This window comes from Serratia sp. BW106 (genome assembly GCF_002607755.1).
Taxonomy (GTDB): Bacteria; Pseudomonadota; Gammaproteobacteria; order Enterobacterales; family Enterobacteriaceae; genus Serratia; species Serratia proteamaculans.
This window is the reverse complement of sequence record NZ_MCGS01000008.1, coordinates 232,835-259,062: the sequence shown is the minus strand read 5'-3', so window position 1 is coordinate 259,062 and position 26,228 is coordinate 232,835. Positions and strand designations below refer to the sequence as shown.

Genomic DNA, 26,228 nt, shown 5'->3' with positions numbered 1-26,228 from the left:
GGGGAAACGCACAATGAACACCGATTTAGATGATTTGCATGCCTTTCTCGCCGTGGCGCGTACGGGGGGATTCCGTGAAGGTGCCAGAACCCTGGGGCGCAGTGCCTCCGGCGTTAGTGATGCGGTGCGTCGCCTGGAGAAACAGCTCGGTGTCAGGCTGTTCAACCGCACCACGCGCAGCGTCACGGCCACCGCCGCTGGTTATGGCCTGCTGGAAAGGCTGGGGCCGGCGCTGGCTGAAGTGCAGGGGGCGCTCGATGTGGTCAATGGTTTTCGCGATAAGCCTGCCGGTTCACTGAAGCTGAATGTGCCGACCAGCGTGGCGCGGCTGGTGTTGCCGGCGCTGATCCCGGCATTTCTCGCTGCCTATCCGGAGATCAAGCTGGAGGTGCAGACGGACGAAAGCTTTGTCGATGTGCTGGCCGCGGGCTGCGACGCCGGTATCCGTTATGAAGAACGGCTGGAAAAGGACATGATCGCGGTGCCTATCGGCCCGAGAATACAGCGCTTTGCCGCTGCTGCTGCGCCGGACTACCTTGATCGCTGTGGGCGGCCTGAACATCCGCAGGATCTGTTCAACCATGCTTGCCTGCAAGGGCGTTTTCCCAGTGGTAAAACCTATCCCTGGGAGTTTGAGAGGCAGGGCGAGAAACGGGTTATTCACCCGGAGGGCCCGCTGACGGTACAGGCGGGCGGTGCTACCGATCTGGCCATAGAGGCTGCCGTAGCTGGCGTGGGGATTATCTATTTATTTGAGGACTGGTTAAGGCCCTATTTGATCCGAGGCGAGTTGGAGCCAGTGCTCGAAGCCTGGTGGCCGCAGTTTTCCGGGCCCTATCTCTATTATTCCGACCGCCGATTCATACCCGCGCCATTGCGGGCATTTATCGATTTTATCAAACAGGCGCAGGACCACGGCTGACAGGGCCGGTGGGGTTAGATCAGGCGATGCTCATGTATTTTGATGGTATTCATGATGCTGTCCATCATCACCTGCACCCGGTGGGGGAGCACGCCGCGTTGACGGTAAATAAGGTAAGCCTGCATATCGATGCAGCGCTCGCGCTCGATGCAAGGCAGCAGTGAACCTGATTCCAGCGCGGAAGCCACCGAGTAATAGGGGGCATAGACAATGCCCAGCCCCTGTTTAGCCAGTTCGATCGCCGGCAGGATATTGTCACAGATACTGGTGCCGTTGACCGCCACATCGACCAACTGGCCCTGCGAGTTGTAAAAGCTCCAGGTATTGCGGCTGCCGCCCAACACTCGCAGGGTAATACAACGATGTTGCGCCAGCTTGGTCGGCTCGATAAGCGGTGAGCGGGCAATATAATCCGGCGATGCGAATAAGCCAACGCGGAAACGGGTCAACGGCCGGGCTATCAGGCTTTCATTCTGCGGCTGGAAGAGGCTAATCAGTAAATCGCAGTCGCTATCAAAAACCGCACCGTATTTTTTCTCGCGTTCATCCGGGTTGCGGGTGACTAAATCGACGATCAGTTCGGGGGATCCACGCAGCAGGGGCGGCAGCAGATAACGGGTCAGGAAGGAGTGAATACCGATCGGCGCACCCAGGGTCACCATGCCGTTCAGGCTTTTTTTATAGGTGCCGGACATGTCGAGCAGGTCGTTATGCTCATCCAAAAGCTGAGCGGCACGGCGTAGAAATTGCTCACCGAACTCGGTTAATGACAGCGTTCGTGGACTGCGCAAAAAAAGCTCCAGGCCCAGCCGTCGCTCAAGTGCAGTCAGGGTGCGTGACACATTGGATTGCGGCATATCCAACAGCTGCGCTGCTTTGCTGACGCTGGCGGTTTCTGCGATGGTGCGAACGATCCTGAGCTCGTCAATCCTGAAGTCTTTTGATTTCACAGTGCGTACCAAACTGAGTTTTTATATCAAAAATGATATACATTTTTGCCGGTATTGTCATATGACTTATCACTGACCGGCGGGTATTCTTTTGGTCAATTATTTGCTATGCATTAAAATTGACATGGAAGATTATAATGAAAATAACCTGCGCGATAATTCTACCCTTGACGTTAACACTGATCGCCTGTTCGTCGTCGGTCACTGAAAAAGAGAAATACTCGACGTTTCTGCCTAATTATAATGATATTACCAAGAGCCAATCTGCTTCTGGTAAGGACGTATTATATTGGAAAGATAGTAACGTTGATTTTTCCAAATATAAATATTTGGTTTACCAACCGATGATCTATTTCCCACGGCCAAAACCTAGCGAGATGGTGAGCCAGCGTGCACTCGATAATATTCTGAGCTACACCAATCAGCAGTTCAGGCAGGCGATGGGCTCACACTTCATCCTGGAGGATGTACCGCGTGAAAATACGCTGATTTTCCGTGGGGCTATCACGGCTATCGATATGCAGAAGAAGGGGCTGCAGGTGTATGAAGTGCTGCCGATTACGCTGCTGGTTGCCGCAACGCAAAGCGTCACTGGCCACCGCACCATGGAAAGTGCCGTTTATATGGAAGGGGAATTTATCGATGCCTCAACCCACCAACCGGTGATCAAAGTGGTGAGGAAAGCCTCCGGAGAGAACCTGAATAATGAAAAGTCACAGTTAAAAGTGGCCGATGTTAAAAATGCCATCGATACCATTGCCAAAGATATTAAAGAATATAAAACCACATAAATATCGTTAAATAATTTAGCCTTACCAACCAGGATACTGCATGTTTCTAGATTACTTCGCTTTAGGGGTATTGATCGCCGTATTTTTAATTTTATTTTACGGTGTGATCATTATCCACGATATTCCTTATCTGCTGGCCAAGAAACGGCAGCATCCTCATCAGGATGCCATTCATGTGGCGGGCTGGGTCAGTCTGTTTACCCTGCATGCCATTTGGCCACTGCTGTGGATTTGGGCGACATTATATCGACCGGAACGGGGTTGGGGGATGGCCGACAAGCCTGAGCAACCTGACGTGCTGCAGGCGCGAATAAATCAGCTCGAAGGTGAGTTGCAGCGTATGCAGCTACAGGTTGCCGAACAACGCTTGTCGTCCAACAAAGGTTAAGCAAACAGTATGGATCTCTTAATTATCCTCAGCTACGTCGCGCTGAGCTACGGCGTATTCAAACTGTTCCGTATCCCGGTCAATAAATGGACGGTACCGACAGCGGTGCTCGGCGGTATTTTTATTGTGGGCGCCTTAATTCTGGGCATGAACTACAACCACCCTTATACCTACCGGGCGCAGAAAATCGCCATTTCAGTGCCGATCGTCCCGCAAGTCTCGGGCGTGATTGTTGAGGTCACGGATAAAACCAATGTGCTGTTGCACAAAGGGGACCTGTTGTTTCGCCTTGACGATACCCGTTACCGCGCTCGCTTAAGCAAGCTGCAGGCGGAACTTGCTGGCGCAGAAGCGGATGTGCGGGCGCGCCAGGCTACATTAAATGAGTCTGCCGCGAATGTTCAGCGGGTGAATGCTGAGTATGAACGGGCCCGCAAGGATTATCAGCGCTATGCCAAAGGCGCGACCATGGCGGTTAATCCTTTTTCCGAGCAAGATATCAGCCATGCGCAGCAACAGTTCCAGGCACAATCTGCCGCATTGCAGGCTGCCAGGGCACAGCATCAGCAGGCTAAGGAACAACTTTCTGGTCGTTATAACGGCGAAGATGCGCATATTGCCGGCCTGAAATCGCAGATTGCCGAGGCGACTTATAACCTGGAACAAACCATTGTTCGCGCACCGAGCGACGGTTATGTCACTCAAGTGCTGGCCAGACCGGGCACCACGGCAGTGCGCTTGCCTTTCAAGCCGGTGATGATTTTTATTCCGCAGCAAAAGCGACAGGTGGTGGCGGTATTCCGTCAAAACTCGATCCTGCGTTTAACCCAGGGTGATAAGGCCGAGGTGGTCTTTAACGGCTTGCCGGGCAAAATCTATGGCGGCTCGGTAACGCGAGTGCTGCCCGTGGTGCCGGACGGCAGCTATCAGGCCAGCGGCGTATTGCAGGGATTAAATGCCGGCGCCCAGCAGGAAGGGGTCTACGTGATGATCGATCTGGATCCTACTGCGGATCTCGACAAACTGCCCGATGGCGTGACTGCCCAGACCGCAGTGTATACCGAGCACTTTGAGCACCTTTCCATTATGCGCAAAGTCCTGCTGCGGATGACCAGCTGGATGCACTATCTCTATTTGGATCACTAGCCGTTATCTGTTTACAGACACAAAAAAGCCCGCAACGTGAATTGCGGGCTTTTTCGTTATTGTCACCGGATCTATCTGGTATCACCGGTGACCTATTTGGTGGAGCTGGGGGGATTTGAACCCCCGTCCGGAATTACTACACCGTCGGCACTACATGCTTAGTCCAATCTTCACATTCGCCGGTCAGCTGCGGATGGACACGCCACTAACAAACTAGCCTGATTGGGTTTAACGCTTCAGCCCCAGGCAGGACATCCACGCGATCTCTTTTGGGTTTGACCTCTCTTGATCCCCGTCCTAAGAGCGGAGGCTAGGGAGAGAGGGAATCTTCAGTTTCTTAGGCTGATTAAGCTGCTAAAGCAGCAGATTCGAATTGCGAGTCGTTTGCAATTATTTTTTTTGCGGCTTTTTACGAGGCAAACCGCCCCTCGGCATGCTCCTAAGGCCTCACAATCCCGTCGAATCCAGAATCAGCCCCAAGTTACGTCGCGCAGTATAACAGAAGTTTATCCCATTAAGCCAGAGGCTTATCGGTTGGCGTGCTTCATGATACGGGATTTCGCCGTCTGCCATTCACGATCTTTGATGTCATCGCGCTTATCGTGTTCTTTCTTACCTTTGGCTACGCCGATTTTGATCTTGGCCCAGGCATTTTTCCAATACATGGACAAGGCAACCACGGTGTAACCGTCACGGTTTACACGGCCGAGCAGTGAGTCCAGCTCACGCTTTTTCAGCAGGAGTTTACGGGTACGTGTCGGATCGCAGACCACATGAGTAGAAGCTACGTTGAGCGGTGAGACAGTGGCGCCAAACAGGTAGGCTTCACCATCGCGAAAGGTCACGTAGCTGTCACTGATGTTGGCTTTGCCGGCACGCAGCGATTTGACTTCCCACCCTTGCAGAGACAGGCCCGCTTCGAATTCTTCCTCAATGGCGTATTCGAAACGCGCGCGCTTGTTTTGCGCAATGGTGGCAGAGCCGGGTTTGTGTGCTTTTTTCTTTGTCATAGTGTGTTCATTATACTGGATGCGTCAGCGAAAGAAATCCTTTCCCGCTGAGCACCTGCGCAATTTTTCGCATTTTTGGCCTCTGTGTTGCATAGCAGATTTTTTGTTTGCCGATAGATAAATGGTATGATTTGTATGTTTTGTGTCTCACAGGAAATGATATGCCCCAGATCAGTCGATCTGCGTTAGTGCCATTCAGCGCCGAGCAGATGTATCAGTTGGTTAACGATGTTCATTCTTATCCCGATTTTCTGCCAGGTTGCACCGGTAGCCGGGTGATTAACGCGTCCAACAATGAAATGACCGCCGCGGTGGATGTTGCCAAAGCCGGTATCAGTAAAACTTTTACCACGCGCAACACGCTGCTGGATAACCAGAGCATCAATATGCAACTGGTTGATGGTCCGTTCCGCAAGCTGATGGGGGGCTGGCACTTCACGCCGCTCAGTCCGGAAGCCTGCAAGGTTGAGCTGCACCTGGATTTCGAATTTACCAACAAACTGATCGAGTTGGCGTTCGGCAAGGTGTTTAAAGAGCTGGCGGGTAACATGGTGCAGGCATTCACCCAGCGGGCGAAAGAGGTTTACAGTGTCTGAGATACGGGTCGAGGTGGTTTACGCCTTGCCGGAACGTCAGTATCTGCGCAACGTCACGTTGGCCGAGGGCAGCAGCGTTGAGCAGGCGATTGTCGCCTCCGGGCTGCTGGAGCTGCGTGGTGACATTGATCTGCAAAGTAACAAGGTGGGTATCTATAGCCGACCGGCCAAGTTGGGTGATGTGCTCAATGATGGCGACCGGGTGGAAATTTATCGCCCCTTGATTGCCGACCCCAAAGAGCTGCGCCGCCAACGGGCAGAGAAGGCAAAAAAATAAGGCGCTGAATGCGCCTTGTTTTTTATCAGAATTTTATCTTCCGAGTTGCAGCCTGGTACTGTCATGAAGAACTTGACGCGTCCCTCACGGGCCGGACGATAGTTCCTGCGCGGATTACTTGGTCAGCGCTGGCTTGTTCTGAATATCGGTCAATACACCCGCGCTGTTAAAGGTCAGCGTCAGGGTTTGTTGGGTGATATTTTCATGACCAGGTTGCTGGCGGAACACATAGAACCACGTCTGAGTACCGAACGGGTCCTGCAACATTGGGGTTCCCAATGTATAAGCGACCTGTTGCTGGGTCATACCTTTTTGGATTTTAGCTACGTCGGTTGACGTCAGGTAGTTCCCTTGGTTGATGTCAGGCCGGTAAACCACCTTCTCAAAAGTAGAACAGCCTGCAGTCAGCATCACAAGAACCACAGCGGCGGCAGTCAGCGTTTTACAGCGCATAGTAATCACATTCCTTTAGGGCATAGGATGCCGATGATAATAGACCTTGCAGCCGTTGGAAACCCTTATACCCTTCATCTTTCAAGTTGTAGCTGTGTTGGCTTCCTACTCTCACCCCAGTCACTTAGTTATCTAAGCTCCTGGGGATTCACTGAGTTGCCGCCTTGCTACAGCTTGAAATCTATTGGGTAAACAGCGCCAAAGTCAGACCTCAGGAAAGTGAAAAAGTTGAGCTTTTCTATGCAGCAAGCAGTTCTTTTGCGTTTGCCAGGGTGTTTCGGGTGACTTCACTGCCGCCGAGAAGGCGCGCCAATTCTTGCAAACGGGCACGTTTATCCAGGGATGACATCTGTGTTTCGGTTTCGGTGCCGTCGGTCTGTTTGCTGACAAACAGATGCTGATGCCCACAACCTGCCACCTGCGGCAAGTGAGTAACGCACATCACCTGGGTTGATTCCCCCAACTGGCGCAGCAGGCGGCCGACGATGGCGGCGGTTGGGCCGCTGATACCTACGTCCACTTCGTCGAAAATCAGCGCCGGTGTTTCCATCTTGCGGGCGGTAATCACCTGGATTGCCAGCGCGATGCGCGACAGCTCGCCGCCAGAGGCTACTTTCGCCAAGGCCTGCAGCGGTTGGCCCGGGTTGGTGGAAACGCAGAACTCGGTACGGGTCGCGCCTTCAGCACTCAAATATTGCGGCTCGAAGCGCACATCGATATTGAATTTGCCGTGTGGCATGGAAAGCGCCTGCATGCTGTCGGTAATCAACGTAGTCAGTTCGGCGGCATAATGCTGGCGTTTCTGATGCAGTTGCTCTGCCAGCAACAGCGCTTGCTGATGATGCAACGTGACCGCCTCGGCCAGGTGTTCGTGGTCGTTTTCTTGCTGTGACAACAGTTGTTGTTCATCCAGCATTTGCTGGTGCAACTGCGGCAGTTCTTCTGGCGCGACGTGGTGTTTACGTGCCAGGTTAATTTGGCGCGACAGGCGCTGTTCCAGTTCTTGCAGGCGGTTTGGGTCTAAATCCATGCGATCGGCATAGTGGCGCAGTTCATCGCTGGCTTCACTGATTTGGATTGACGCCTCTTCCAGCATATCCAGCAGGCCACTGAGCTTTTCATCCATACTGACCAGCTCAACCAGCAGGTGTTTGGCGGTGTAGAGCTGGCTCAGCATATTGTTTTCTTCGCTATCAGCCAATAATTGCAGGGTTTGCTGGCTGATGGTCAGCAACTGGCCGCTGTTGGCCAGGCGTTTGAATTCAGTATCGATTTTTTCAAACTCACCGGCCTGCGGCGCAAACTCGTTCAGCTCTTTCAATTGGTATTGCAGCAGCTGTTTGCGTGCGTCACGTTCGATGGACTGTTGCTGATGGTGGGCCAGTTCGCGACAGCTCTGATGCCAGCGCTGGTAAGCCTGCTGCATTTGCGCCAGCAGGGCAGGTTCGTCGGCGTAGGCGTCGAGCAGTTGTTTTTGGTGCTCAGGCTTGAGCAGTAACTGGTGGGCATGCTGGCCGTGGATTTGAATCAGGCGCTGGCCGAGTTCGCGCAGTTGCGAAAGCGGTACGGCGGTACCGTTGATAAAGCCACGTGAGCGGCCGTCGGCGTTGATCACCCGGCGCAGCAGGCACTCATTGCTGTCGTCCAGCTGGTTCTGCTCGAGCCACTGTCTTGCAGAAGGGGTGTCCGCCAGTGAGAAGCGGGCGCAGATATCGGCACGGGCGGCTCCCAGCCGAACGACATTACCGTCGGCGCGATTACCGAGGCACAGCCCCAGCGCGTCGATGGCAATCGATTTGCCGGCGCCGGTTTCACCGGTAATCGCCGTCATACCCGGTTGAAAATCAATTTCCAACTCACGAACGATAGCAAAATTGCTGATGGTCAATTGCGCCAGCATGGGAACCTTCCTGTGTATAAACACATAACTGTAGTTTCATACAGTATAGACTGGTTTTATATACAGTAAAGAGGCTGGCGCAGTTTTTAGAATAATTTTTTTGACCAGCCCAGCTTGGTGCTTAACGTGTTGAAATAGCTGTAGTCCTTTGGATGAATAAGATTCAAATGGAAATCACTACGGCGTATCAATACCTCTTCACCTTCCTGGATCGGCAACGCGATTTGGCTGTCGCAGCTGATTTCCAGATCGCTGCCAATTTGCGAAAACTTCAGCCGGATGGTGCTGTTGCCGTTGATCACCAATGGGCGAGCCGAAAGGGTGTGCGGGAACATCGGCACCAGCGCGATGGCCTCCAGCGAGGGCGTCAGGATCGGCCCACCGGCAGAGAGTGAGTAGGCGGTCGAACCGGTCGGGGTGGCGATGATCAAGCCGTCGGAGCGCTGGGAGAAGGCGAAACGATCGTCGATATACACTTCGAACTCAATCATGTGCGCCACTTTACCGGGGTGCAACACCACTTCGTTAATCGCGGTGCTGATGCGGCACTGCTGGTTCTCTTTGTGCACGATGGTTTCCAGCAGGAAGCGCTGTTCATCGATGTATTCGCCTTCCAGCACGTTGGCCAATTGCTGCAATGCGTTGTCAGGATCAAGATCGGTCAGGAAGCCGAGATTACCGCGGTTAACACCGATCACTTTAATGTCGTAGCGTGCCAGCACGCGTGCAGCGCCCAGCATATTACCGTCGCCGCCGACCACCACGGCCAGGTCGGCCTTTTGGCCAATCTCTGCCAGGCTACCGGTCACGGCGTCTTGCAGCCCCAAATCCTTGGCTATCTGCCGTTCAACCATCACTGAATAGCCTCGGGCGACCAACCAGTGAAATAACATCTCATGCGTTGCCAGCGCCGAAGGGTGACGCGGGTGGCCAACAATGCCAATACAGGCGAATTTTTTATTCATTGTTGTGATTTTCCTCACCGGGACCAGTTTATGCCCCACATTGTGACCGGTTGACTTGAAACCCCGGTTTTGATCCCCATAATAAGCCAAGTTGCGAGATTAATGCTAAAACGCGGAGATATTCATGAGTAGTAAAGAACAGAAGACGCCAAACGAGCAAGTCTCGGAAGAAATGGAACAGCAGGAAGTCTTGCCGGAAGCGGCTGAGGGCGTCGATCTGCGGGATGAGCGCATTGCTGAGCTGGAAGCTCAACTGGCCGAAGCCCAGCAGCATGAACGCGACAGCCTGCTGCGTGCCAAAGCGGAAATGGAAAACGTCCGTCGCCGCACCGAGCTGGATATTGAAAAAGCGCACAAATTTGCTCTGGAGAAATTCTCCGGTGACCTGCTGCCGGTGCTTGATAACCTGGAGCGTGCGTTGGATCTGGCGGATAAAAACAATCCGGAACTGACGGCGATGATCGAAGGTATCGAACTGACGCTGAAGTCCCTGCAGGACGTCGTGCGTAAGTACGGTATCGAAATCGTTGGCGACACTAACGTGCCGTTCAACCCGGAAGTGCACCAGGCGATGAGCCTGATGGAATCTGCCGATCACCAGCCAAATCACGTAATGATGGTGATGCAGAAAGGCTATACGCTGAATGGTCGTCTGCTGCGCCCGGCGATGGTTGCGGTTTCCAAAGCCAAGGCTTAAGCGAAATTAAGTAAAGAAAAGGCACCTCCGGGTGCCTTTTTTGCGTCTGAATCAGGCCTGCGGCAGTTGCGGCAACCAGTCGATAGGCTTTAGCCCCTGTTGTTCCAACAGCTGGTTGGCCTGCGAGAAGTGATGGCAGCCGAGGAAACCACGGTGGGCGGAAAGCGGCGAAGGGTGCGGCGCTTTCAATACGTGGTGACGGTTGCTGTCGATAAAGTTGCCTTTCTTCTGGGCATGCGCGCCCCACAGCAGGAACACCACACCTTCGCGATTTTCATTCAATGCGGCGATCACCTTGTCGGTAAAGGTCTCCCAGCCCAGCTTGGCATGAGAGTGCGCCTGGCCGCCTTCAACGGTCAACACCGTGTTCAGCAGCAGCACGCCCTGTTCCGCCCAGCTTTGCAGGCAGCCGTGGCTGGGGCGCTCAAAACCCGGGATATCCGTTGCCAGCTCTTTATACATATTCACCAGCGAAGGGGGCGCAGGCACGCCAGGGAGCACCGAGAAAGACAGACCATGGGCCTGATTCGGGCCGTGATAGGGATCCTGACCGAGGATCACCACCTTCACGTCTGCCAGTTCGGTATAACGAAAGGCGTTGAACACGTCTTTTTGTGGTGGGTAAATGGTCTTACCGGCCTGGCGTTCAGCGGCAACAAAGGCAAGCGTTTCATGAAAATAGGGCTGCTCTTTCTCCTTGCCGATGACATCATGCCAGGTGAGGGAGGTGGACATAAACGCTCTCCTTTGTTTTCGTTAACAATTCACTGGGCATAGCTTACCGTTTAGCTCCACACAGTGAAACTCGCTTTTATCCTGGCGTTATCGCGATAGATGCAAAAATTGTTGATAATTTACAAAAATAATTGCGAAGTGCTTTGTGGGGAAAATTGACATAAAACATAAACTTGCCCCTTGTCGCCGTGTGGGTACCCCGTGAAAATTGACTTTAATCAAAGAATTGCCCTGGCCAGACTGGTATACAGAACAACAAGACAACAATGGTTTTACCAAATGGCCGAAACCAGGATTGGTTTTTTCTCGAAGTAGAATTTTTCGCCCTTGTACGGAGGCAACAAAATGATTACTGGTATTCAAATCACTAAAGCGAACGACCAGGCGCTACTGAACTCTTTCTGGCTGCTGGATGATGAAACATCCGAAGCCCGCTGCGTTTGCGCTAAAGCCAAATACACAGAAGACCAGGTCGTACCGGTCAGCGATCTGGGCCAGATCGAGTACCGTGAAGTGCCGCTGGAAATGCAATCTACCGTGCGCGTGGAAGGTGGGCAGCACCTGAACGTGAACGTACTGCGTCGTGAGACGCTGGAAGATGCGGTTAAGCACCCAGAAAAATACCCGCAATTGACCATTCGTGTGTCCGGCTATGCGGTGCGTTTCAACTCGCTGACGCCAGAACAACAACGTGACGTGATTACACGTACCTTTACAGAAAGCCTGTAATTACCCGCGTGGTTAATAAGGGAGCTTCGGCTCCCTTTTTTATTGCTGTACTCGCCAGAAACTGAACCCGGATCACATTCCTCGCAAAGATAATCGCCCGAATTACAGAACTGCTCCGACCTGCCGATAGCTAAAGCAGCACCCATTGGGGTGCGGCATAGATAAGTCTATCGACAAGGAGTCGGCATGAGTATGTCTTTGAGTTTTACCTCTGCGGTGAGTTCCGCGGCCATCCAGCCCCCAGTGGCGCGCGCGTTGCCCGAACCACCGAGTTCACCTCAGCTCACAGAAACCCCACCGACCAAGGCACCGGCGTCCACGCTTTCCACTAACAGCCTGAATGCGCAGCACCTGCTGAATACGCTGGTGAGCGATATGTCGGCCGCTGCACCGGTGGCTGCTAATCAGGGCGTGACGCGTGGGCAACAGTCCCAGCAAGGGGACTATACCCTGGCGTTATTGGCTAAAGACGTTTACAGCATCACCGGCCAGGGTGTTGACGGATTTAGCCGGTTGAGCGACAGCGCCTTGCTCGGCGCAGGCATTGATCCCGCCAGCCTGCATGACTCGGCATCGGGTTTTCAGGCCGGCATTTACAGCGATAATCAGCAATATGTATTGGCCTTCGCGGGTACCAATGATATGCGCGATTGGCTGAGCAATGTGCGGCAGGCAACCGGTTATGATGATGTGCAGTACAATCAGGCGGTCGCGGTTGCCAAAAGCGCCAAGGCGGCGTTTGGTGATGCGTTGGTGATTGCCGGCCATTCGTTAGGGGGCGGTCTGGCGGCAACGGCGGCGCTGGCGACCGGCACGGTAGCGGTCACCTTTAACGCTGCGGGCGTGTCCGATTACACGCTGAACCGTATGGGGATCGATCCGGCAGCGGCGAAACAGGATGCGCAAGCCGGCGGCATCCGCCGTTACAGCGAGCAATACGACATGCTGACCGGCACACAGGAATCCACTTCGCTGATCCCGGACGCTATTGGGCATAAAATCACGTTGGCCAATAACGATACTCTGAGCGGCATTGACGACTGGCGGCCAAGCAAACATGTGGATCGCAGCCTGACCGCGCACGGTATCGATAAGGTGATCGGTTCGATGGCGGAGCAAAAGCCCTGGGAGGCGAAAGCCAATGCCTGACAGGCGACGAGTACGGCAGGCGTTAATTATCGCCATGCTGTTGCTGACGGCGATCGCCGGTTTGTTGATGATGGCTAAGGAACAACAGATGAATCAGGATATCTCTCCGTTCAACGGACACGGCAATGCGGCGCTGGCTCAGGCGGTGGCGCGCGGTGATGTGCAGAGTATTGCCGAACAGGCCACCCAGGGGCGACTGCGCGAGCAGGGCGACCGTCAGGTCACTTTGCTGCAATGGGCGATACTGTCGCAGCAACCGTCAAGTCTGGGCTCACTGCTAGAGCTGGGGGCCGATGCCGCCACGCCGGGGCTGGATGGCAACAGCGCACTGCATACCGCTGCGGCGGTGCAGGATCCGCAGTATTTGCGGCTGTTGCTGGAGCAGGGTGTAGCGGTTAACCCGCGTAATGCGGTGACCGGTGCCACGCCGCTGGCGGCTGCGGTGTTGGCGGGGCGAGAGGAGCAACTGCGGCTGCTGTTGGTCTCTGGGGCGGATGTTACGCTGAGCGATCGGCTGGGGGATACACCTTTGCACGTAGCGGCAAAAATCAATGCACCGCAATTGGCGTTGATGCTATTGCAGGCCGGGGCCGATGCCAAAGCCCGCAACCAGCAGGGAGTGACCTTCCAGTTCTATTTCTCACAGACCCCGACGTCGTTGCAAAGTGAAGAAATGCGCGATCGTTACCGTCAACTGAATGCCTGGCTGAAAGCCCATCAGCAGGCGACGCATTACGTGCAGCCGTAACGGGCATAAAAAAACCGCCTTCAGGTCAATGGAGGCGGTTTTTATTCACTACGGCAGCATTATTTCGCGCCATTGCCCTCAGGCTTGGCCTTTGGCTGGCGGCGTTTGCCGACGTTTTTCGCATCGCGATGGCGCACTTTCACCTTGGCTTTTTCTTTGTTCTTTTCTTTGTCGACAGCGCGCTTGGCTATCACCTTCTTGGAAGGTTTGCCGTTGCTTTTTTCGCTTGGCACTTTGGTTGATGGACGCAGCTCTTCGATCACCCGCGCTTTCAGCGGCTCGTTCAGGTAACGGCCCACTTTGCCCAACAGCAGGTGGTCGTGTGCCTCAACCAGCGAGATGGCGGTGCCTTTGCGTCCGGCACGACCGGTACGGCCGATGCGGTGCAGGTAGGTATCCGCAGTGCGCGGCATGTCGAAGTTGAACACGTGGGTGATATCCAGGATATCCAGACCACGAGCGGCAACGTCGGTAGCGACCAGCACGTTGACCCGGCCGTCCATCATGCGTTTTACCGCTTCGTTACGCTTGGCCTGCACCATTTCACCTTCTAGGTAACAGGTGTTGATGCCCGCCTCGCGCAGCCAGGCTGCCAGTTCATGCACGCGCTCACGCTTACGCACGAAGATCACGGATTTCTGCACGTCCGGTTGCTGCAGCAAATGCACCAACAGGGCGGTTTTGTGCACTACGTCGTCTGCACGGTAGTACCACTGCAGGATCTTTTTGCGCTCGCGGCGTGACGGGTCAGCTTCGACTTCTACCGGCTCTTTCAGAATGCGTTCGGCGAATTCGCGGATGGCATCGCCTTCCAGCGTCGCGGAGAACAGCAGGGTCTGGTTACGCCAGCGGGTCTCGGCAGAAATCGTTTCGATGTCCTGCGCGAAGCCCATATCGAGCATACGGTCGGCTTCATCGAGGATCAGCGTTTCTACCGCGCGGCAGTCGAAGTTTTCTTCTTTAATGTACTGCAGCAGACGACCGGTAGTGGCAACGACCACGTCCTGGTTTTCGCTGAAGACTTCTGCGTGGTTCATATAAGCGACGCCACCGGTGATGGTAGCGATATCCAGCGAAGTATGAGCAGCCAGTTCACGTGCCTGATCGGCTACCTGCATCGCCAGCTCGCGTGTCGGGGTCAGGATCAGTACGCGCGGTGGGCCGGACTTCTTGCGTGGGAAGTCGAGCAGATGTTGCAATACCGGCAGCAAAAATGCAGCGGTCTTGCCGGTGCCGGTCGGCGCCGAACCCAATACGTCGCGCCCATCCATCGCAGGCGGGATCGCCTCGGCTTGAATGGCGGTTGGGCGTTCGTAGCCTTTATCGCGCAGGGCGTTTATCAGGCGTTCATCGAGTTCGAGCTCGGAAAAATTGGTTACTGTCATGGTCTACCTCTACTTGGGGCGCCGATTATAGACGGGTTGGCCGCGTTCTTCACCTATTTAAGCGGAAAGCATGTCTTTTCCCAAAAATCAGATTGCCTTATGCTACGCGAGTTTTGTATTCAGGTGGTTATTGTGAGCACTCAATCGAAAGCGAATTTTACTCCGCGTCGCGGCGGTTTTACCTTCAAACAATTTTTTGTTGCCCACGACCGCTGTGCAATGAAAGTGGGCACCGACGGCGTGTTGCTCGGCGCATGGGCACCCTTGGCGCAGGCGCAACGAATGCTGGATATCGGCAGCGGCAGCGGATTGATCGCGCTGATGCTGGCGCAGCGGTCGGCCGAGAACGTGCTGATCGACGCGGTGGAACTGGACGAGGCCGCTGCCGCACAGGCACGTGACAACGTGCAGGAATCCCCCTGGCCGCAGCGCATTCAGGTCCACGCACAGGACATTCATCATTTTGCCCAGCATCATGCCGGTGAATATGATTTGATCGTCAGTAACCCGCCGTATTTCGAGCCGGCGGTTGCCTGCCGTGACCAGGCGCGCCACAACGCACGCTATACCGAAACCCTGACCCACGATGCTCTGTTGGCCAGTGCGGAGCAGTTGATCGCACCAAAGGGGACATTTTGCGTAGTGCTGCCCCATGACATTGGTGGCGCTTTCGAAAGCAATGCACAGCTACGTGGCTGGCATACTGCGCAGCGGCTGAATGTCAGCGATCGCGCGGATACGCCAATGCATCGGATATTATTGGCCCTGACGCGTCAGCCCGCCGAACAAGAAACCGAACAGAAGCTGGCTATCAAGTTGGACGATGGCAGTTACACCGATGATTTCCGCCGTCTGATTACCGATTTTTACCTGTTCTACTGAAATGAACAGGGCACCTTTATGGGTGCCCTGACGGTATCATTATGGTTGCAGGATGGTCGGTAGCGCTTCCGGCAGCAGATCCGGGTAGTCCAGCGTGTAGTGCAACCCGCGGCTTTCTTTACGCTCCATGGCGCTGCGGACGATTAATTCTGCCACCTGCACCAAATTACGCAGTTCCAACAGGTTGTTGGAGATGCGGAAGTTGGCGTAGTACTCGTCAATTTCTGCCTGCAACGTATTGATGCGGCGCAGCGCGCGCTCCAGTCGTTTTGTGGTGCGCACGATCCCCACGTAGTCCCACATAAACAGCCGCAGCTCATGCCAGTTGTGCTGGATCACCACTCGCTCATCGGCATCATCCACCCGGCTTTCATCCCACTGCGGTAGCTGTTTGGCCAGCTTGATAAACGGCAGACGCGTCATGATGTCTTCTGCCGCCGACCAGCCATAAACCAGGCATTCCAGCAGTGAGTTTGACGCCATGCGGTTGGCCCCGTGCAGGCCGGTGTAGCTAACCTCGCCAATGGCGTACAGCCCGTCCAGATCGGTGCGACCGTGCTGATCGACCATCACGCCGCCACAGGTATAGTGCGCTGCGGGGACGATAGGGATCGGCTGGCTTGTCAGGTCAAAGCCCAGCGTCAGCAGTTTTTCATGGATCATCGGGAAATGCTGGGTAATGAATTCGGCTGGCTTATGGCTGATGTCCAGATACATGCAGTCCGCACCCAGACGCTTCATTTCATGGTCGATGGCGCGTGCCACGACGTCTCGCGGTGCCAGTTCGCCGCGTGGGTCAAAATCGGGCATAAAGCGGCTGCCGTCCGGGCGCTTCAGATAAGCCCCTTCACCGCGTAACGCTTCGGTCAGCAGGAAGTTACGTGCCTGCGGGTGGAACAGGCAGGTCGGGTGGAACTGGTTGAATTCAAGGTTGGCGACCCGGCAACCGGCGCGCCAGGCCATGGCGATGCCGTCTCCGGAAGAGATATCCGGGTTGGTGGTGTATTGATACACCTTGGCCGCACCACCGGTCGCCAGCACGACCGTTTTGGCGCGGTAAGTTTCTACCTGCTCCCGTTCGCGGTTCCAGACATAGGCGCCGACCACGCGACGGGTGCCCGGCAGGCCAATTTTGTTTGAGGTGATCAGATCGACCGCATTACGGCGTTCCATCACGCAAATATTCGGGTGGTTGCTTGCTTTCCCAACCAGGGTGGTCTCTACTTCTTTGCCAGTAGCATCAGCGGCATGCAGGATACGGCGATGGCTGTGCCCGCCTTCCCGCGTCAGGTGGTAATGTGCCTCGCCCTGAGCGTTGACCTCGGTGTCGAACAAGACTCCCTGATCGATCAACCACTGCACGCAGTGGCGAGCATTGCCGGCGATAAACTCAACGGCGTCTTTGTCACACAGGCCGGCTCCGGCAATCAAAGTGTCATCAACGTGTGAGGCAATGCTGTCCGTTTCATCGAAAACCGCGGCGATCCCGCCTTGGGCATAAAAGGTGGCGCCTTCGTTGAGTGGCCCCTTGCTGAGTACGGTAACCTTGCAATGCTGCGCCAGGCGCAACGCCAGTGACAGGCCGGCAGCACCGCTGCCGACGATCAGTACATCGCTAACATGTTCAGATGATGGTTGCATAGCGTATGATGTGTGCAGAAGAAGAGTGAAATTCATGTTAGCCTAATTGTCCGGGCAAAAGCCACGGATGGGTGACATCAACATAAAAAACAATGGCAATACGGAACTTCGTGTTCTGTATGAACTCCAAGCGAGTGCTTGCTCAGGAAAATAATGTATGGCTGGCAGTACAATTTTACGCGTGGAGACGGATTTGGGGAGAGTTTACCTCGGATGAGCGAGCAGTTAACGGATCAAGTTCTGGTTGAGCGGGTCCAAAAGGGCGATCAGAAATCGTTTAACTTACTGGTGATTCGTTACCAGCATAAAGTGGCGAGTCTCGTTTCCCGGTATGTACCGCAGGGCGATGTGCCGGATGTGGTACAGGAGTCGTTTATTAAAGCCTATCGCGCACTGGAATCATTCCGTGGGGATAGCGCTTTCTATACCTGGTTGTATCGAATTGCTGTGAATACGGCAAAAAATTATTTGGTGGCTCAGGGCCGTCGTCCGCCATCCAGCGATGTGGATGCCAACGATGCCGAAAATTACGAAAGTGCGGGCGCACTGAAAGAAATTTCGAACCCTGAGAACTTAATGTTGTCAGAAGAACTGAGACAGATAGTTTTCCGTACCATTGAGTCTCTCCCTGAGGATCTTCGCATGGCGATTACCCTGCGGGAGTTGGATGGTCTAAGCTACGAAGAAATAGCTGCCATCATGGATTGCCCGGTCGGAACCGTACGTTCGCGTATTTTCCGCGCCAGGGAGGCTATCGATAATAAAGTTCAACCGCTGATTCAACGTTAGCAATGGCGAACACAGGAAGGGTACTTAGGCATGCAGAAAGAAAAGCTTTCCGCTCTGATGGATGGAGAATCGCTCGACAGCGAGCTACTGAGTTCATTGTCTAAAGACAGGGCGCTTCAACAAAGCTGGCAGAGCTATCACCTGATACGTGACACACTACGGGGTGATATCGGACAAGTCATGCATCTCGATATCGCAGATCGTGTTGCTGCTGCACTTGAGAAAGAACCTGCACGTCTGGTTCCTTCTGCAGTTCCAGAATCTCAGCCGCAACCGCACACCTGGCAGAAAATGCCGTTCTGGCACAAAGTTTGCCCTTGGGCTAGCCAGATCACACAGATTGGTATGGCGGCCTGCGTGTCGCTGGCGGTGATTGTAGGCGTACAGCAATACAATCAACCGGCTGCACAATCTGGCGCTGCTGAATCACCGGCGTTCAATACCCTGCCGATCATGGGGCAGGCGTCACCGGTTAGCCTTGGCGTGCCGGCAGACAGTTTCTCCACTGGCAGCGGTCAACAGCAGCAGGTGCAGGAACAACGCAAACGTATTAACGCTATGCTGCAAGATTATGAGTTGCAACGTCGTTTGCATTCTGATCAGTTGCAGCTTGAGCAAAGCACCCCACAACAGGCTGCCGTTCAGGTACCAGGAACTCAGTCTTTAGGAATGCAACAGCAGTAATGAAGCAACTTTGGTTCTCCGTCTGTCTATTGACGGGCAGCCTGCTCTACTCAAACATCGCCCCGGCGCAGCCCTCTGCGTCCGGGGCGTTGTTACAACAGATGAGCAGTGCCAGCCGTTCGCTCAATTATGAACTCGCCTATATCAGCATCAGCAAGCAGGGGATCGAATCGCTGCGCTACCGCCACGCGATGATCGACCAGCAGCCGCTCGGCCAATTACTGCATATGGACGGCCCACGCCGTGAAGTACTGCAGCGCGGCGGGGGGATCAGCTATTTCGAACCCGGCCTGGAGCCCTTCACGCTGTCTGGCGATCACATCGTCGATGCGTTGCCGGCCATTGTTTATGCTGATTTTGACCGCCTGGCGAAATATTACGATTTCATCTCCGTCGGCAGCACCCGCATTTCCGATCGTCCCTGCGAAGTGATCCGCGTGGTGGCTCGCGATGGTTCACGCTATAGCTATATTGTCTGGATGGATGAAGCCACCAAGCTGCCGCTGAGGGTGGATTTGATCGACCGCGACGGCGAAACGCTGGAGCAATACCGGGTGATTTCGTTCGTGGTCGGGCCGCAGGTGCAAAGTGCAATGGAGGGGCTGATCAAGGCTAGCCTGCCACCGTTGTTGTCGCTTCCTGCAGTGGATAAAATCAAGCTGAGCTGGAGCACGGGCTGGTTACCGGCTGGGGTGGATGAAATTGCACGTAATCGCCGCAAACTGCCGAACGTGACTGAGCCTGTTGAATCGCGGCTCTACAGCGATGGTCTGTTCAGCTTCTCGGTTAACGTCAGCCCTGCGGGCAGCGGTGCCGGTCAGCAGTATTATCGTCAGGGGCGTCGCACTATCCAGACCGAAGTCCGTAACGGCAATGAGATCACTATCGTTGGCGAATTGCCGCCGGCGACGGCTAAACGAATTGCTGACAGTATTTCCTTCAAGGTGCCACCACAATGATGAAAGAGTGGGCCACGGTTGTTTCGTGGCAACAAGGTGTTGCGCTGCTGCGCTGTGAGCCGAAAGCAGGATGTGGCAGTTGTACGGCCCGTTCTGGCTGTGGCGCACGCGCGTTGAATGAGCTGGTGCCGGAAACCGAACACCAACTGCAGGTGCGTATTGAGCAGCCGCTCGAGCCGGGCCAGCGGGTTGAGGTGGGTATTGCTGAAGGCAGCCTATTGCGTTCAGCCATGCTGGTTTATCTGACGCCGCTGCTGGGCATGATGCTGGGGGGCAGCCTGTTGCAATATTGGCTGGGCACCGATGCATCTGCCGCGCTGGGCGCACTGCTTGGCGGGGTTGCGGCCTTTATGCTGGCACGCAGTCTGGCACATCGTCTCGGTGAACAGGCGAATTACCAACCCATCGTTCTGCAAATTGGTTTACCGCCTGGGGCCATGCGCCTGCAGACGGAAAACTCACCTCAGCTTTAAAACTGCTGCCGCGTCATCGCCGGGTTATGGTAGGCGGTGATGCGGGTGTAGATCATATGTTCCAGCAGCGCGATAAACAGATCGGCGCTGAGCAGCGAAAAATATCCGATGGTAAATAACGCATTGCCCTGATTATCCAGCAGGCGAATGGTGCCGCGCTGCGGATTATTTTCCAGTTCGCGGATCTGCTCAATCGGGATAGATCCCTGTGCCGTGATCAGTGCCGTTGAGCTCAGACTCAGTGTTTGGGTTGACGGCCGTTTCCGCTGTCCAGGCAGTAATTGATTCAGCCAGCGAGCGCCGCAGCTGAGGTAGTGAAACGACAGCATTTCCCCCTGATACAGCGCATTTAAGGCTTGCGGCCCACGCTGTTGGATCTGCTGAGCGATAATGGTATCTGCCAGCCGCCAGGAATGGGAAACATTGCTGAATACCGGGCACCAGGGCTGTTCAACCGAGGTGCGAAAAGCCATCACATCGAATACCCCACCAAACAGACGCCCACCGCGAAAACGATAAATATCACCGATTTTTTCAAAGGGGATAAATCGTTCTTTATGACTATGCGGGTTAATCACCCGAACACCGTGCTCGTACAGGCGATAGGTCAACGTTGGCCGCAGACAATGGCGCAGCGCCAGCAGAATGCAGCCGAGTACAATAGTTGCTGCGCCGGTTTGCAGTAAGGTCAGTACCTCATTTTCATCCATGTTGCTCAGTAGTGGCAGTAACAGCAGTGCCGCACCGAGAGTTAACAACAGCGCTGCCGCTGCCAGAATGCCCCAATTGACCTTTGAAAAATCGTGCCGGCTCAGCATTGGCCCTTTATCGATCATTTTGCACCTTCCAATCAATACGCAGAGATAGGCTGATGAACCCCGGTGGGCATGCCGATGTAGTGCCCTGAATTATGTTTTATCGCGGTGTTCACCCACATTTCTATAGAAGCAGCCGGTCAGCGTATATCGGGTTTTTCCTAAAGCCTGGGGAGTGAAGTGCAATTCTAAGATGTTGATCCAGATATTATTTTATCCAGAATTAGGAGGGGGTTTATTGCGTTATTGGCGGTTATGTATTAACGCCCGATCCCGCAGGCGGCAGGTGAGGGGATAGGGGAAGGAAAGCTTGTCATAACTGACCGTTTTGACTGCGTTGGGTTTTGTTAACATCTGCTTTCATAACCCGGAGCGCCCTGTAACATTAAAGTGTACATAATAGAATGCCTTCACTGCACCGATCGCTAGGTTTTCAGTGTTGTGGCATGTAGAATGCAGCGATTCAGGCGCAAGACGGCCGAACCCATTCACTGTCGCTTTAGGTCCATGCGGGTTTCTATAGGCGAGTAATTCAGAAATACCAAGGCAGAAAAACTTTTATAATGAAGCATATACGAAATTTCTCCATTATTGCCCACATTGACCACGGTAAGTCGACGCTGTCCGACCGTATTATCCAAATTTGCGGTGGCTTGTCCGAACGTGAAATGGCCGCACAGGTGCTCGATTCTATGGATCTTGAGCGCGAGCGCGGCATCACCATTAAAGCGCAAAGCGTGACGCTGGATTATAAGGCGCAGGACGGCCAAACCTACCAGCTCAACTTTATCGACACGCCTGGACACGTTGACTTCTCCTACGAAGTTTCCCGTTCACTGGCCGCCTGTGAAGGCGCACTGCTGGTGGTCGATGCCGGGCAGGGCGTAGAAGCCCAGACGCTGGCTAATTGCTACACCGCACTGGATATGAATCTGGAAGTGGTGCCGGTACTGAACAAAATTGACTTGCCGGCTGCCGATCCCGATCGCGCTGCGCAGGAAATTGAAGATATCGTTGGCATCGACGCTACCGATGCGGTGCGTTGCTCGGCCAAAACCGGCGTCGGCGTGCCAGAAGTGCTCGAACGCCTGGTGCGTGATATTCCGGGCCCGGCAGGCGATCCGGAAGCGCCACTGCAGGCACTGATCATCGACTCTTGGTTCGATAACTACCTGGGTGTCGTTTCCCTGGTGCGCGTTAAGAACGGCACCATGCGCAAGGGCGACAAGATCAAGGTCATGAGCACCGGCCAAACCTATAATGCCGATCGCCTGGGCATCTTTACCCCGAAACGTGTCGATCGCGACGTGTTGAACTGTGGTGAAGTAGGCTGGTTGGTCTGTGCAATTAAAGACATCCTTGGCGCACCGGTGGGCGATACCCTGACACTGGCTCGCCAACCGGCTGACAAAGCCTTGCCGGGCTTCAAAAAAGTGAAGCCGCAGGTTTATGCGGGCCTGTTCCCGATCAGCTCCGACGACTATGAATCCTTCCGCGATGCGCTGGGCAAACTGAGCCTGAACGACGCCTCCCTGTTCTACGAGCCAGAGAGCTCCACCGCGTTGGGCTTCGGCTTCCGCTGTGGCTTCCTCGGCCTGCTGCACATGGAGATCATTCAGGAGCGTCTGGAGCGTGAATACGATCTGGAACTGATCACCACTGCGCCAACGGTAGTGTATGAAGTGGAAACCACCAGCAAAGAAACTATCTACGTTGATAGTCCATCCAAGCTGCCGCCACTGAATAACATCGAAGAGCTGCGTGAACCGATCGCCGAATGTCACATGCTGATGCCGCAGGAGTTCCTGGGTAACGTCATCACCCTGTGTATCGAGAAACGTGGTGTGCAGACCAACATGGTTTACCACGGTAACCAGGTTGCGCTGACCTACGAAATCCCGATGGCGGAAGTGGTGCTCGACTTCTTCGACCGTCTGAAATCCACCTCGCGTGGTTACGCGTCACTGGATTACAACTTCAAACGCTTCCAGACCTCTGACATGGTGCGTGTCGACGTGCTGATCAACAACGAGCGCGTGGATGCGCTGGCGCTGATCACTCACCGCGACAACTCGCAGTACCGTGGCCGTGAGCTGGTAGAGAAGATGAAAGAGCTGATCCCACGTCAGCAGTTCGATATTGCCATTCAGGCCGCTATCGGAACCCATATCATCGCGCGTGCTACGGTGAAACAGCTGCGTAAAAACGTTCTGGCGAAATGCTATGGCGGTGACGTCAGCCGTAAGAAGAAGCTGCTGCAGAAACAGAAAGACGGTAAGAAACGCATGAAGCAGGTCGGTAACGTAGAGTTGCCGCAAGAAGCGTTCCTGGCCATTCTGCACGTTGGCAAGGACAAGTAAGTAACAGCGATAGAGTCGCGTAACTAGGGAGTTTGCATGGCGAATATGTTTGCCCTGATCCTGGCACTGGCCACATTGGTTACCGGGATCATCTGGGCCTTTGAGCGCTTCAGATGGGCGCCGGCCCGCCAAGCCAAGATTGCGGCGGTGAATGCACAGACTGCGGGCGCTGTAGACGATAAAACGCTGGCAAAAGTGGCGAAACAACCGGGTTGGATTGAAACCGGCGCGTCGGTTTTCCCGGTATTGTTGCTGGTCTTTGTGGTGCGTTCGTTTATTTACGAACCTTTCCAGATCCCGTCCGGTTCTATGATGCCGACGTTGTTGATTGGCGATTTTATTCTGGTGGAGAAATATGCCTACGGCATTAAAGATCCTATTACCCAGACCACGCTAATTGAAACCGGTCATCCGAAACGCGGTGATATTGCGGTATTTAAATATCCGCTGGATCCGAAACTGGATTATATCAAGCGTGTGATTGGCCTGCCGGGCGACCGTGTGAGTTATGATCCGATCAATAAGCGTGTGACCGTTCAGCCTTCGTGTAACAGCGGGCAGTCATGCGATACCGCATTGGCCGTGACTTACAACGATGCGCAGCCAAGCGACTTTGTCCAGTTGTTCAGCCGCAGCGGCATGGGCGAAGCCAGCAACGGTTTCTACCAAATCCCGCTGAGCGAAAACGTGCCGCAGGGTGGCATCCGTCTGCGTGAACGCCAGGAAAGTCTGGGTAATGTTTCTCACCATATTCTGACCGTGCCGGGCACGCAGGATCAGGTGGGCGCTTATTACCAGCAGCCGGGTAAACAGTTGGCGGAGTGGGTTGTACCAGCGGGTCATTACTTCATGATGGGTGATAACCGCGACAACAGCGCCGACAGCCGTTATTGGGGCTTCGTACCAGAGAAAAATCTGGTTGGTAAGGCCACGGCTATCTGGATGAGTTTTGAAAAGCAGGAAGGCGAATGGCCTACCGGCGTAAGATTTAGCCGCATCGGTGGAATTCATTAATCCAGCGTCTATTAACGCAGCATTATATTTCCACTCGTTGTAGAATACCGGCTCGAGCGATAAAAAGTTGGCTCCCTGTTGGGGGCCACTGCAAACGAAACAGCTTTGGATTGGCTTTCAGCGAAGCAGGCCTGTTCCGTATGCTGCAAGTTTTTGACGCATTCTTGATCTATTGGTAACTCATGAATCCCATCGTAATAAATAGGCTGCAGCGGAAGCTGGGCTACACTTTTCAACAGCAGGAGCTCTTACTGCAAGCGTTAACTCACCGTAGCGCCAGCAGTAAACACAATGAACGTCTTGAGTTTCTGGGTGACTCCATTCTCAGTTTTGTCATCGCCAATGCGCTGTTCCAGCGTTTCCCTCGCGTAGACGAGGGCGATATGAGCCGCATGCGCGCCACGCTGGTGCGCGGTAATACGCTGGCGGAGATGGGACGTGAGTTCGATCTGGGCGAATGTCTGCGTCTCGGCCCGGGTGAGCTGAAAAGTGGTGGATTCCGCCGCGAATCAATCCTGGCGGATACGGTGGAAGCCTTAATTGGCGGTGTGTTCCTGGACAGTGATATCCAAACTGTTGAACGACTGATTTTGGACTGGTATCGCAGCCGGTTGGACGAAATCAGCCCTGGTGATAAGCAGAAAGACCCAAAAACCCGTTTGCAGGAGTTTTTACAGGGGCGTCATCTGCCGTTACCTTCTTATCTGGTGGTGCAGGTTCGCGGTGAGGCGCACGATCAGGAGTTTACTATCCACTGTCAGGTGAGTGGTTTGAGCGAACCCGTAGTGGGAACCGGCTCAAGCCGCCGTAAAGCCGAACAAGCGGCAGCGGAACAAGCGTTAATAAAGCTGGAGCTTGAATGAGCGAAGAAAAACAATACTGTGGTTTTATTGCGATAGTCGGTCGTCCCAACGTGGGCAAATCCACGTTGCTGAACCAACTGCTGGGGCAAAAAGTCTCCATCACCTCGCGTAAACCACAGACGACCCGTCACCGCATTATGGGTATCGATACCGATGGCGCCTATCAGGCCATCTACGTTGACACCCCGGGTCTGCATATCGAAGAAAAGCGCGCCATCAACCGTTTGATGAACCGTGCGGCCAGCAGCTCAATCGGCGACGTCGAGCTGGTGATCTTCGTGGTAGAAGGCACTAACTGGACTGCCGATGATGAAATGGTGGTCAACAAGCTGCGCAACCTGAAAAGTCCGGTCCTGCTGGCGATCAACAAGGTCGACAACGTTACCGACAAATCCAAGCTGTTGCCGCACATTGCGTTCCTCAGTCAGCAGATGAATTTCCTCGACGTGGTGCCAATTTCTGCCGAAAAAGGCATGAACGTGGACACTATCGCGGCTATCGCGCGCAAGGTGCTGCCGGAAGCGGAACACCACTTCCCGGACGATTACATCACCGACCGTTCCCAGCGCTTTATGGCGTCGGAAATCATCCGTGAAAAGCTGATGCGTTTCCTGGGTGAAGAACTGCCTTACTCGGTGACGGTTGAGATCGAACAATTTGTGCCGAACGAGCGCGGTGGTTACAACGTGCACGGGCTGATCCTGGTTGAGCGCGAAGGCCAGAAGAAAATGGTCATCGGCAACAAGGGCTCGAAGATCAAAACCATCGGTATCGAAGCCCGTCAGGATATGGAACAGATGTTTGAAACCAAAGTGCATCTGGAACTGTGGGTGAAAGTGAAATCGGGCTGGGCGGACGACGAACGTGCGTTGCGTAGCCTGGGCTATACCGACGACCTGAAATAAAC

At 54.3% G+C, this 26,228-nt stretch carries 28 protein-coding genes and 1 other RNA gene; 19 read left to right on the top strand and 10 right to left on the bottom strand.

Annotated elements, in window-relative coordinates:
• Positions 1 to 13 precede the first annotated feature (13 nt).
• Complete coding sequence (locus tag BEI65_RS07085; RefSeq protein WP_099062721.1) at positions 14 to 922, top strand: LysR family transcriptional regulator; 909 nt, start codon at positions 14 to 16, stop codon at positions 920 to 922.
• Between the two features lie 14 nt (positions 923 to 936).
• Here the strand turns inward: BEI65_RS07085 and BEI65_RS07080 are convergent, their stop codons facing one another.
• The gene (locus tag BEI65_RS07080) at positions 937 to 1,872 is read right to left on the bottom strand and encodes a LysR family transcriptional regulator (protein ID WP_099062720.1); all 936 of its coding nucleotides are present in this window, start codon (positions 1,870 to 1,872) and stop codon (positions 937 to 939) included.
• 137 nt (positions 1,873 to 2,009) lie between these two features.
• Between BEI65_RS07080 and BEI65_RS07075 the strand changes: the two genes are divergently transcribed.
• The 3 genes from BEI65_RS07075 to BEI65_RS07065 are packed head-to-tail and all read left to right on the top strand — an operon-like array spanning position 2,010 to position 4,197.
• The gene (locus tag BEI65_RS07075) at positions 2,010 to 2,663 is read left to right on the top strand and encodes a DUF3313 domain-containing protein (RefSeq protein WP_099062719.1); all 654 of its coding nucleotides are present in this window, start codon (positions 2,010 to 2,012) and stop codon (positions 2,661 to 2,663) included.
• A 40-nt stretch (positions 2,664 to 2,703) separates the two neighbouring features.
• On the top strand, positions 2,704 to 3,051 hold the full coding sequence (locus tag BEI65_RS07070; protein WP_099062718.1) for a DUF3302 domain-containing protein: 348 nt from the start codon (positions 2,704 to 2,706) through the stop codon (positions 3,049 to 3,051).
• 9 nt (positions 3,052 to 3,060) lie between these two features.
• On the top strand, positions 3,061 to 4,197 hold the full coding sequence (locus BEI65_RS07065; RefSeq protein ID WP_099062717.1) for an HlyD family secretion protein: 1,137 nt from the start codon (positions 3,061 to 3,063) through the stop codon (positions 4,195 to 4,197).
• A gap of 97 nt (positions 4,198 to 4,294) precedes the next feature.
• Here the strand turns inward: BEI65_RS07065 and ssrA are convergent.
• Positions 4,295 to 4,675: a transfer-messenger RNA gene (gene ssrA, locus BEI65_RS07060) on the bottom strand.
• A gap of 49 nt (positions 4,676 to 4,724) precedes the next feature.
• Positions 4,725 to 5,207 carry an SsrA-binding protein SmpB gene (gene smpB, locus BEI65_RS07055; RefSeq protein ID WP_085118380.1) on the bottom strand — a complete coding sequence of 161 codons (483 nt, stop codon included), beginning with the start codon at positions 5,205 to 5,207 and terminating at the stop codon, positions 4,725 to 4,727.
• 161 nt (positions 5,208 to 5,368) lie between these two features.
• On the opposite strand from smpB, the gene BEI65_RS07050 reads away from it, so the two are divergent.
• On the top strand, positions 5,369 to 5,803 hold the full coding sequence (locus BEI65_RS07050) for a type II toxin-antitoxin system RatA family toxin (protein ID WP_020828273.1): 435 nt from the start codon (positions 5,369 to 5,371) through the stop codon (positions 5,801 to 5,803).
• The gene (locus BEI65_RS07045; protein ID WP_099062716.1) at positions 5,796 to 6,080 is read left to right on the top strand and encodes an RnfH family protein; all 285 of its coding nucleotides are present in this window, start codon (positions 5,796 to 5,798) and stop codon (positions 6,078 to 6,080) included. The genes BEI65_RS07050 and BEI65_RS07045 overlap by 8 nt, the downstream gene beginning before the upstream one ends.
• Before the next feature lie 114 nt (positions 6,081 to 6,194).
• On the opposite strand, the gene bamE is transcribed toward BEI65_RS07045, so the two are convergent.
• The 3 genes from bamE to nadK all read right to left on the bottom strand — a co-directional run bounded on the left by bamE (position 6,195) and on the right by nadK (position 9,398).
• Positions 6,195 to 6,533, bottom strand: coding sequence for an outer membrane protein assembly factor BamE (gene bamE, locus BEI65_RS07040; protein ID WP_012146393.1), 339 nt, complete (start codon positions 6,531 to 6,533; stop codon positions 6,195 to 6,197).
• Positions 6,534 to 6,771: 238 nt separating this feature from the next.
• Complete coding sequence (recN, locus tag BEI65_RS07035) at positions 6,772 to 8,433, bottom strand: DNA repair protein RecN (RefSeq protein ID WP_198404411.1); 1,662 nt, start codon at positions 8,431 to 8,433, stop codon at positions 6,772 to 6,774.
• 86 nt (positions 8,434 to 8,519) lie between these two features.
• Complete coding sequence (gene nadK / locus BEI65_RS07030) at positions 8,520 to 9,398, bottom strand: NAD(+) kinase (protein WP_099062715.1); 879 nt, start codon at positions 9,396 to 9,398, stop codon at positions 8,520 to 8,522.
• 124 nt (positions 9,399 to 9,522) lie between these two features.
• On the opposite strand from nadK, the gene grpE reads away from it, so the two are divergent.
• A complete protein-coding gene (gene grpE / locus BEI65_RS07025; protein ID WP_017893731.1) occupies positions 9,523 to 10,095 on the top strand; it encodes a nucleotide exchange factor GrpE in 573 nt (190 codons plus the stop codon).
• 51 nt (positions 10,096 to 10,146) lie between these two features.
• Here the strand turns inward: grpE and ung are convergent, their stop codons facing one another.
• Complete coding sequence (ung, locus tag BEI65_RS07020; protein WP_099062714.1) at positions 10,147 to 10,830, bottom strand: uracil-DNA glycosylase; 684 nt, start codon at positions 10,828 to 10,830, stop codon at positions 10,147 to 10,149.
• Between the two features lie 345 nt (positions 10,831 to 11,175).
• Here ung and grcA point away from each other — a divergent pair, with 345 nt between their 5' ends.
• From grcA to BEI65_RS07005, 3 genes are all read left to right on the top strand, one after another.
• Positions 11,176 to 11,559 carry an autonomous glycyl radical cofactor GrcA gene (gene grcA / locus BEI65_RS07015; RefSeq protein WP_085118371.1) on the top strand — a complete coding sequence of 128 codons (384 nt, stop codon included), beginning with the start codon at positions 11,176 to 11,178 and terminating at the stop codon, positions 11,557 to 11,559.
• Between the two features lie 186 nt (positions 11,560 to 11,745).
• Positions 11,746 to 12,708, top strand: a complete 963-nt coding sequence (locus BEI65_RS07010) for a DUF2974 domain-containing protein (protein WP_099062713.1) — start codon at positions 11,746 to 11,748, stop codon at positions 12,706 to 12,708.
• Entirely contained in the window at positions 12,701 to 13,456 is a 756-nt protein-coding gene (locus BEI65_RS07005; RefSeq protein WP_099062712.1) for an ankyrin repeat domain-containing protein, read from the top strand. The genes BEI65_RS07010 and BEI65_RS07005 overlap by 8 nt, the downstream gene beginning before the upstream one ends.
• Before the next feature lie 59 nt (positions 13,457 to 13,515).
• Here BEI65_RS07005 and srmB read toward each other — a convergent pair whose 3' ends face one another.
• Positions 13,516 to 14,841, bottom strand: coding sequence for an ATP-dependent RNA helicase SrmB (gene srmB / locus BEI65_RS07000; RefSeq protein WP_099062711.1), 1,326 nt, complete (start codon positions 14,839 to 14,841; stop codon positions 13,516 to 13,518).
• A gap of 99 nt (positions 14,842 to 14,940) precedes the next feature.
• On the opposite strand from srmB, the gene BEI65_RS06995 reads away from it, so the two are divergent.
• Positions 14,941 to 15,723, top strand: a complete 783-nt coding sequence (locus tag BEI65_RS06995; protein WP_099062710.1) for a tRNA1(Val) (adenine(37)-N6)-methyltransferase — start codon at positions 14,941 to 14,943, stop codon at positions 15,721 to 15,723.
• Between the two features lie 39 nt (positions 15,724 to 15,762).
• Here the strand turns inward: BEI65_RS06995 and nadB are convergent, their stop codons facing one another.
• Positions 15,763 to 17,364 (bottom strand): L-aspartate oxidase, encoded by a 1,602-nt coding sequence (gene nadB / locus BEI65_RS06990; protein ID WP_170925066.1) that lies wholly within the window; start codon positions 17,362 to 17,364, stop codon positions 15,763 to 15,765.
• Positions 17,365 to 17,577: 213 nt separating this feature from the next.
• Between nadB and rpoE the strand changes: the two genes are divergently transcribed.
• From rpoE to rseC, 4 genes are read left to right on the top strand one after another with little or no spacing between them, the layout of a single operon-like run.
• Positions 17,578 to 18,153, top strand: coding sequence for an RNA polymerase sigma factor RpoE (gene rpoE, locus BEI65_RS06985; RefSeq protein ID WP_012146382.1), 576 nt, complete (start codon positions 17,578 to 17,580; stop codon positions 18,151 to 18,153).
• 30 nt (positions 18,154 to 18,183) lie between these two features.
• Positions 18,184 to 18,837 (top strand): anti-sigma-E factor RseA, encoded by a 654-nt coding sequence (gene rseA / locus BEI65_RS06980; protein WP_099062708.1) that lies wholly within the window; start codon positions 18,184 to 18,186, stop codon positions 18,835 to 18,837.
• Positions 18,837 to 19,796, top strand: coding sequence for a sigma-E factor regulatory protein RseB (rseB, locus tag BEI65_RS06975; protein ID WP_099062707.1), 960 nt, complete (start codon positions 18,837 to 18,839; stop codon positions 19,794 to 19,796). Before rseA ends, rseB begins: the two co-directional genes overlap by 1 nt.
• Positions 19,793 to 20,269, top strand: coding sequence for a SoxR-reducing system protein RseC (gene rseC / locus BEI65_RS06970; RefSeq protein WP_099062706.1), 477 nt, complete (start codon positions 19,793 to 19,795; stop codon positions 20,267 to 20,269). The genes rseB and rseC overlap by 4 nt, the downstream gene beginning before the upstream one ends.
• On the opposite strand, the gene BEI65_RS06965 is transcribed toward rseC, so the two are convergent.
• A complete protein-coding gene (locus BEI65_RS06965; RefSeq protein WP_099062705.1) occupies positions 20,266 to 21,105 on the bottom strand; it encodes a hypothetical protein in 840 nt (279 codons plus the stop codon). The genes rseC and BEI65_RS06965 overlap by 4 nt on opposite strands.
• Positions 21,106 to 21,647: 542 nt before the next feature.
• Between BEI65_RS06965 and lepA the strand changes: the two genes are divergently transcribed.
• The 4 genes from lepA (at position 21,648) to era (ending at position 26,226) form a co-directional block, all read left to right on the top strand.
• Positions 21,648 to 23,444 (top strand): translation elongation factor 4, encoded by a 1,797-nt coding sequence (lepA, locus tag BEI65_RS06960; RefSeq protein ID WP_099062704.1) that lies wholly within the window; start codon positions 21,648 to 21,650, stop codon positions 23,442 to 23,444.
• A gap of 36 nt (positions 23,445 to 23,480) precedes the next feature.
• A complete protein-coding gene (gene lepB / locus BEI65_RS06955; protein ID WP_099062703.1) occupies positions 23,481 to 24,458 on the top strand; it encodes a signal peptidase I in 978 nt (325 codons plus the stop codon).
• Between the two features lie 182 nt (positions 24,459 to 24,640).
• Positions 24,641 to 25,321, top strand: coding sequence for a ribonuclease III (gene rnc, locus BEI65_RS06950; RefSeq protein WP_012146375.1), 681 nt, complete (start codon positions 24,641 to 24,643; stop codon positions 25,319 to 25,321).
• Positions 25,318 to 26,226, top strand: coding sequence for a GTPase Era (era, locus tag BEI65_RS06945; RefSeq protein WP_085118353.1), 909 nt, complete (start codon positions 25,318 to 25,320; stop codon positions 26,224 to 26,226). The genes rnc and era overlap by 4 nt, the downstream gene beginning before the upstream one ends.
• Positions 26,227 to 26,228 lie beyond the last annotated feature (2 nt).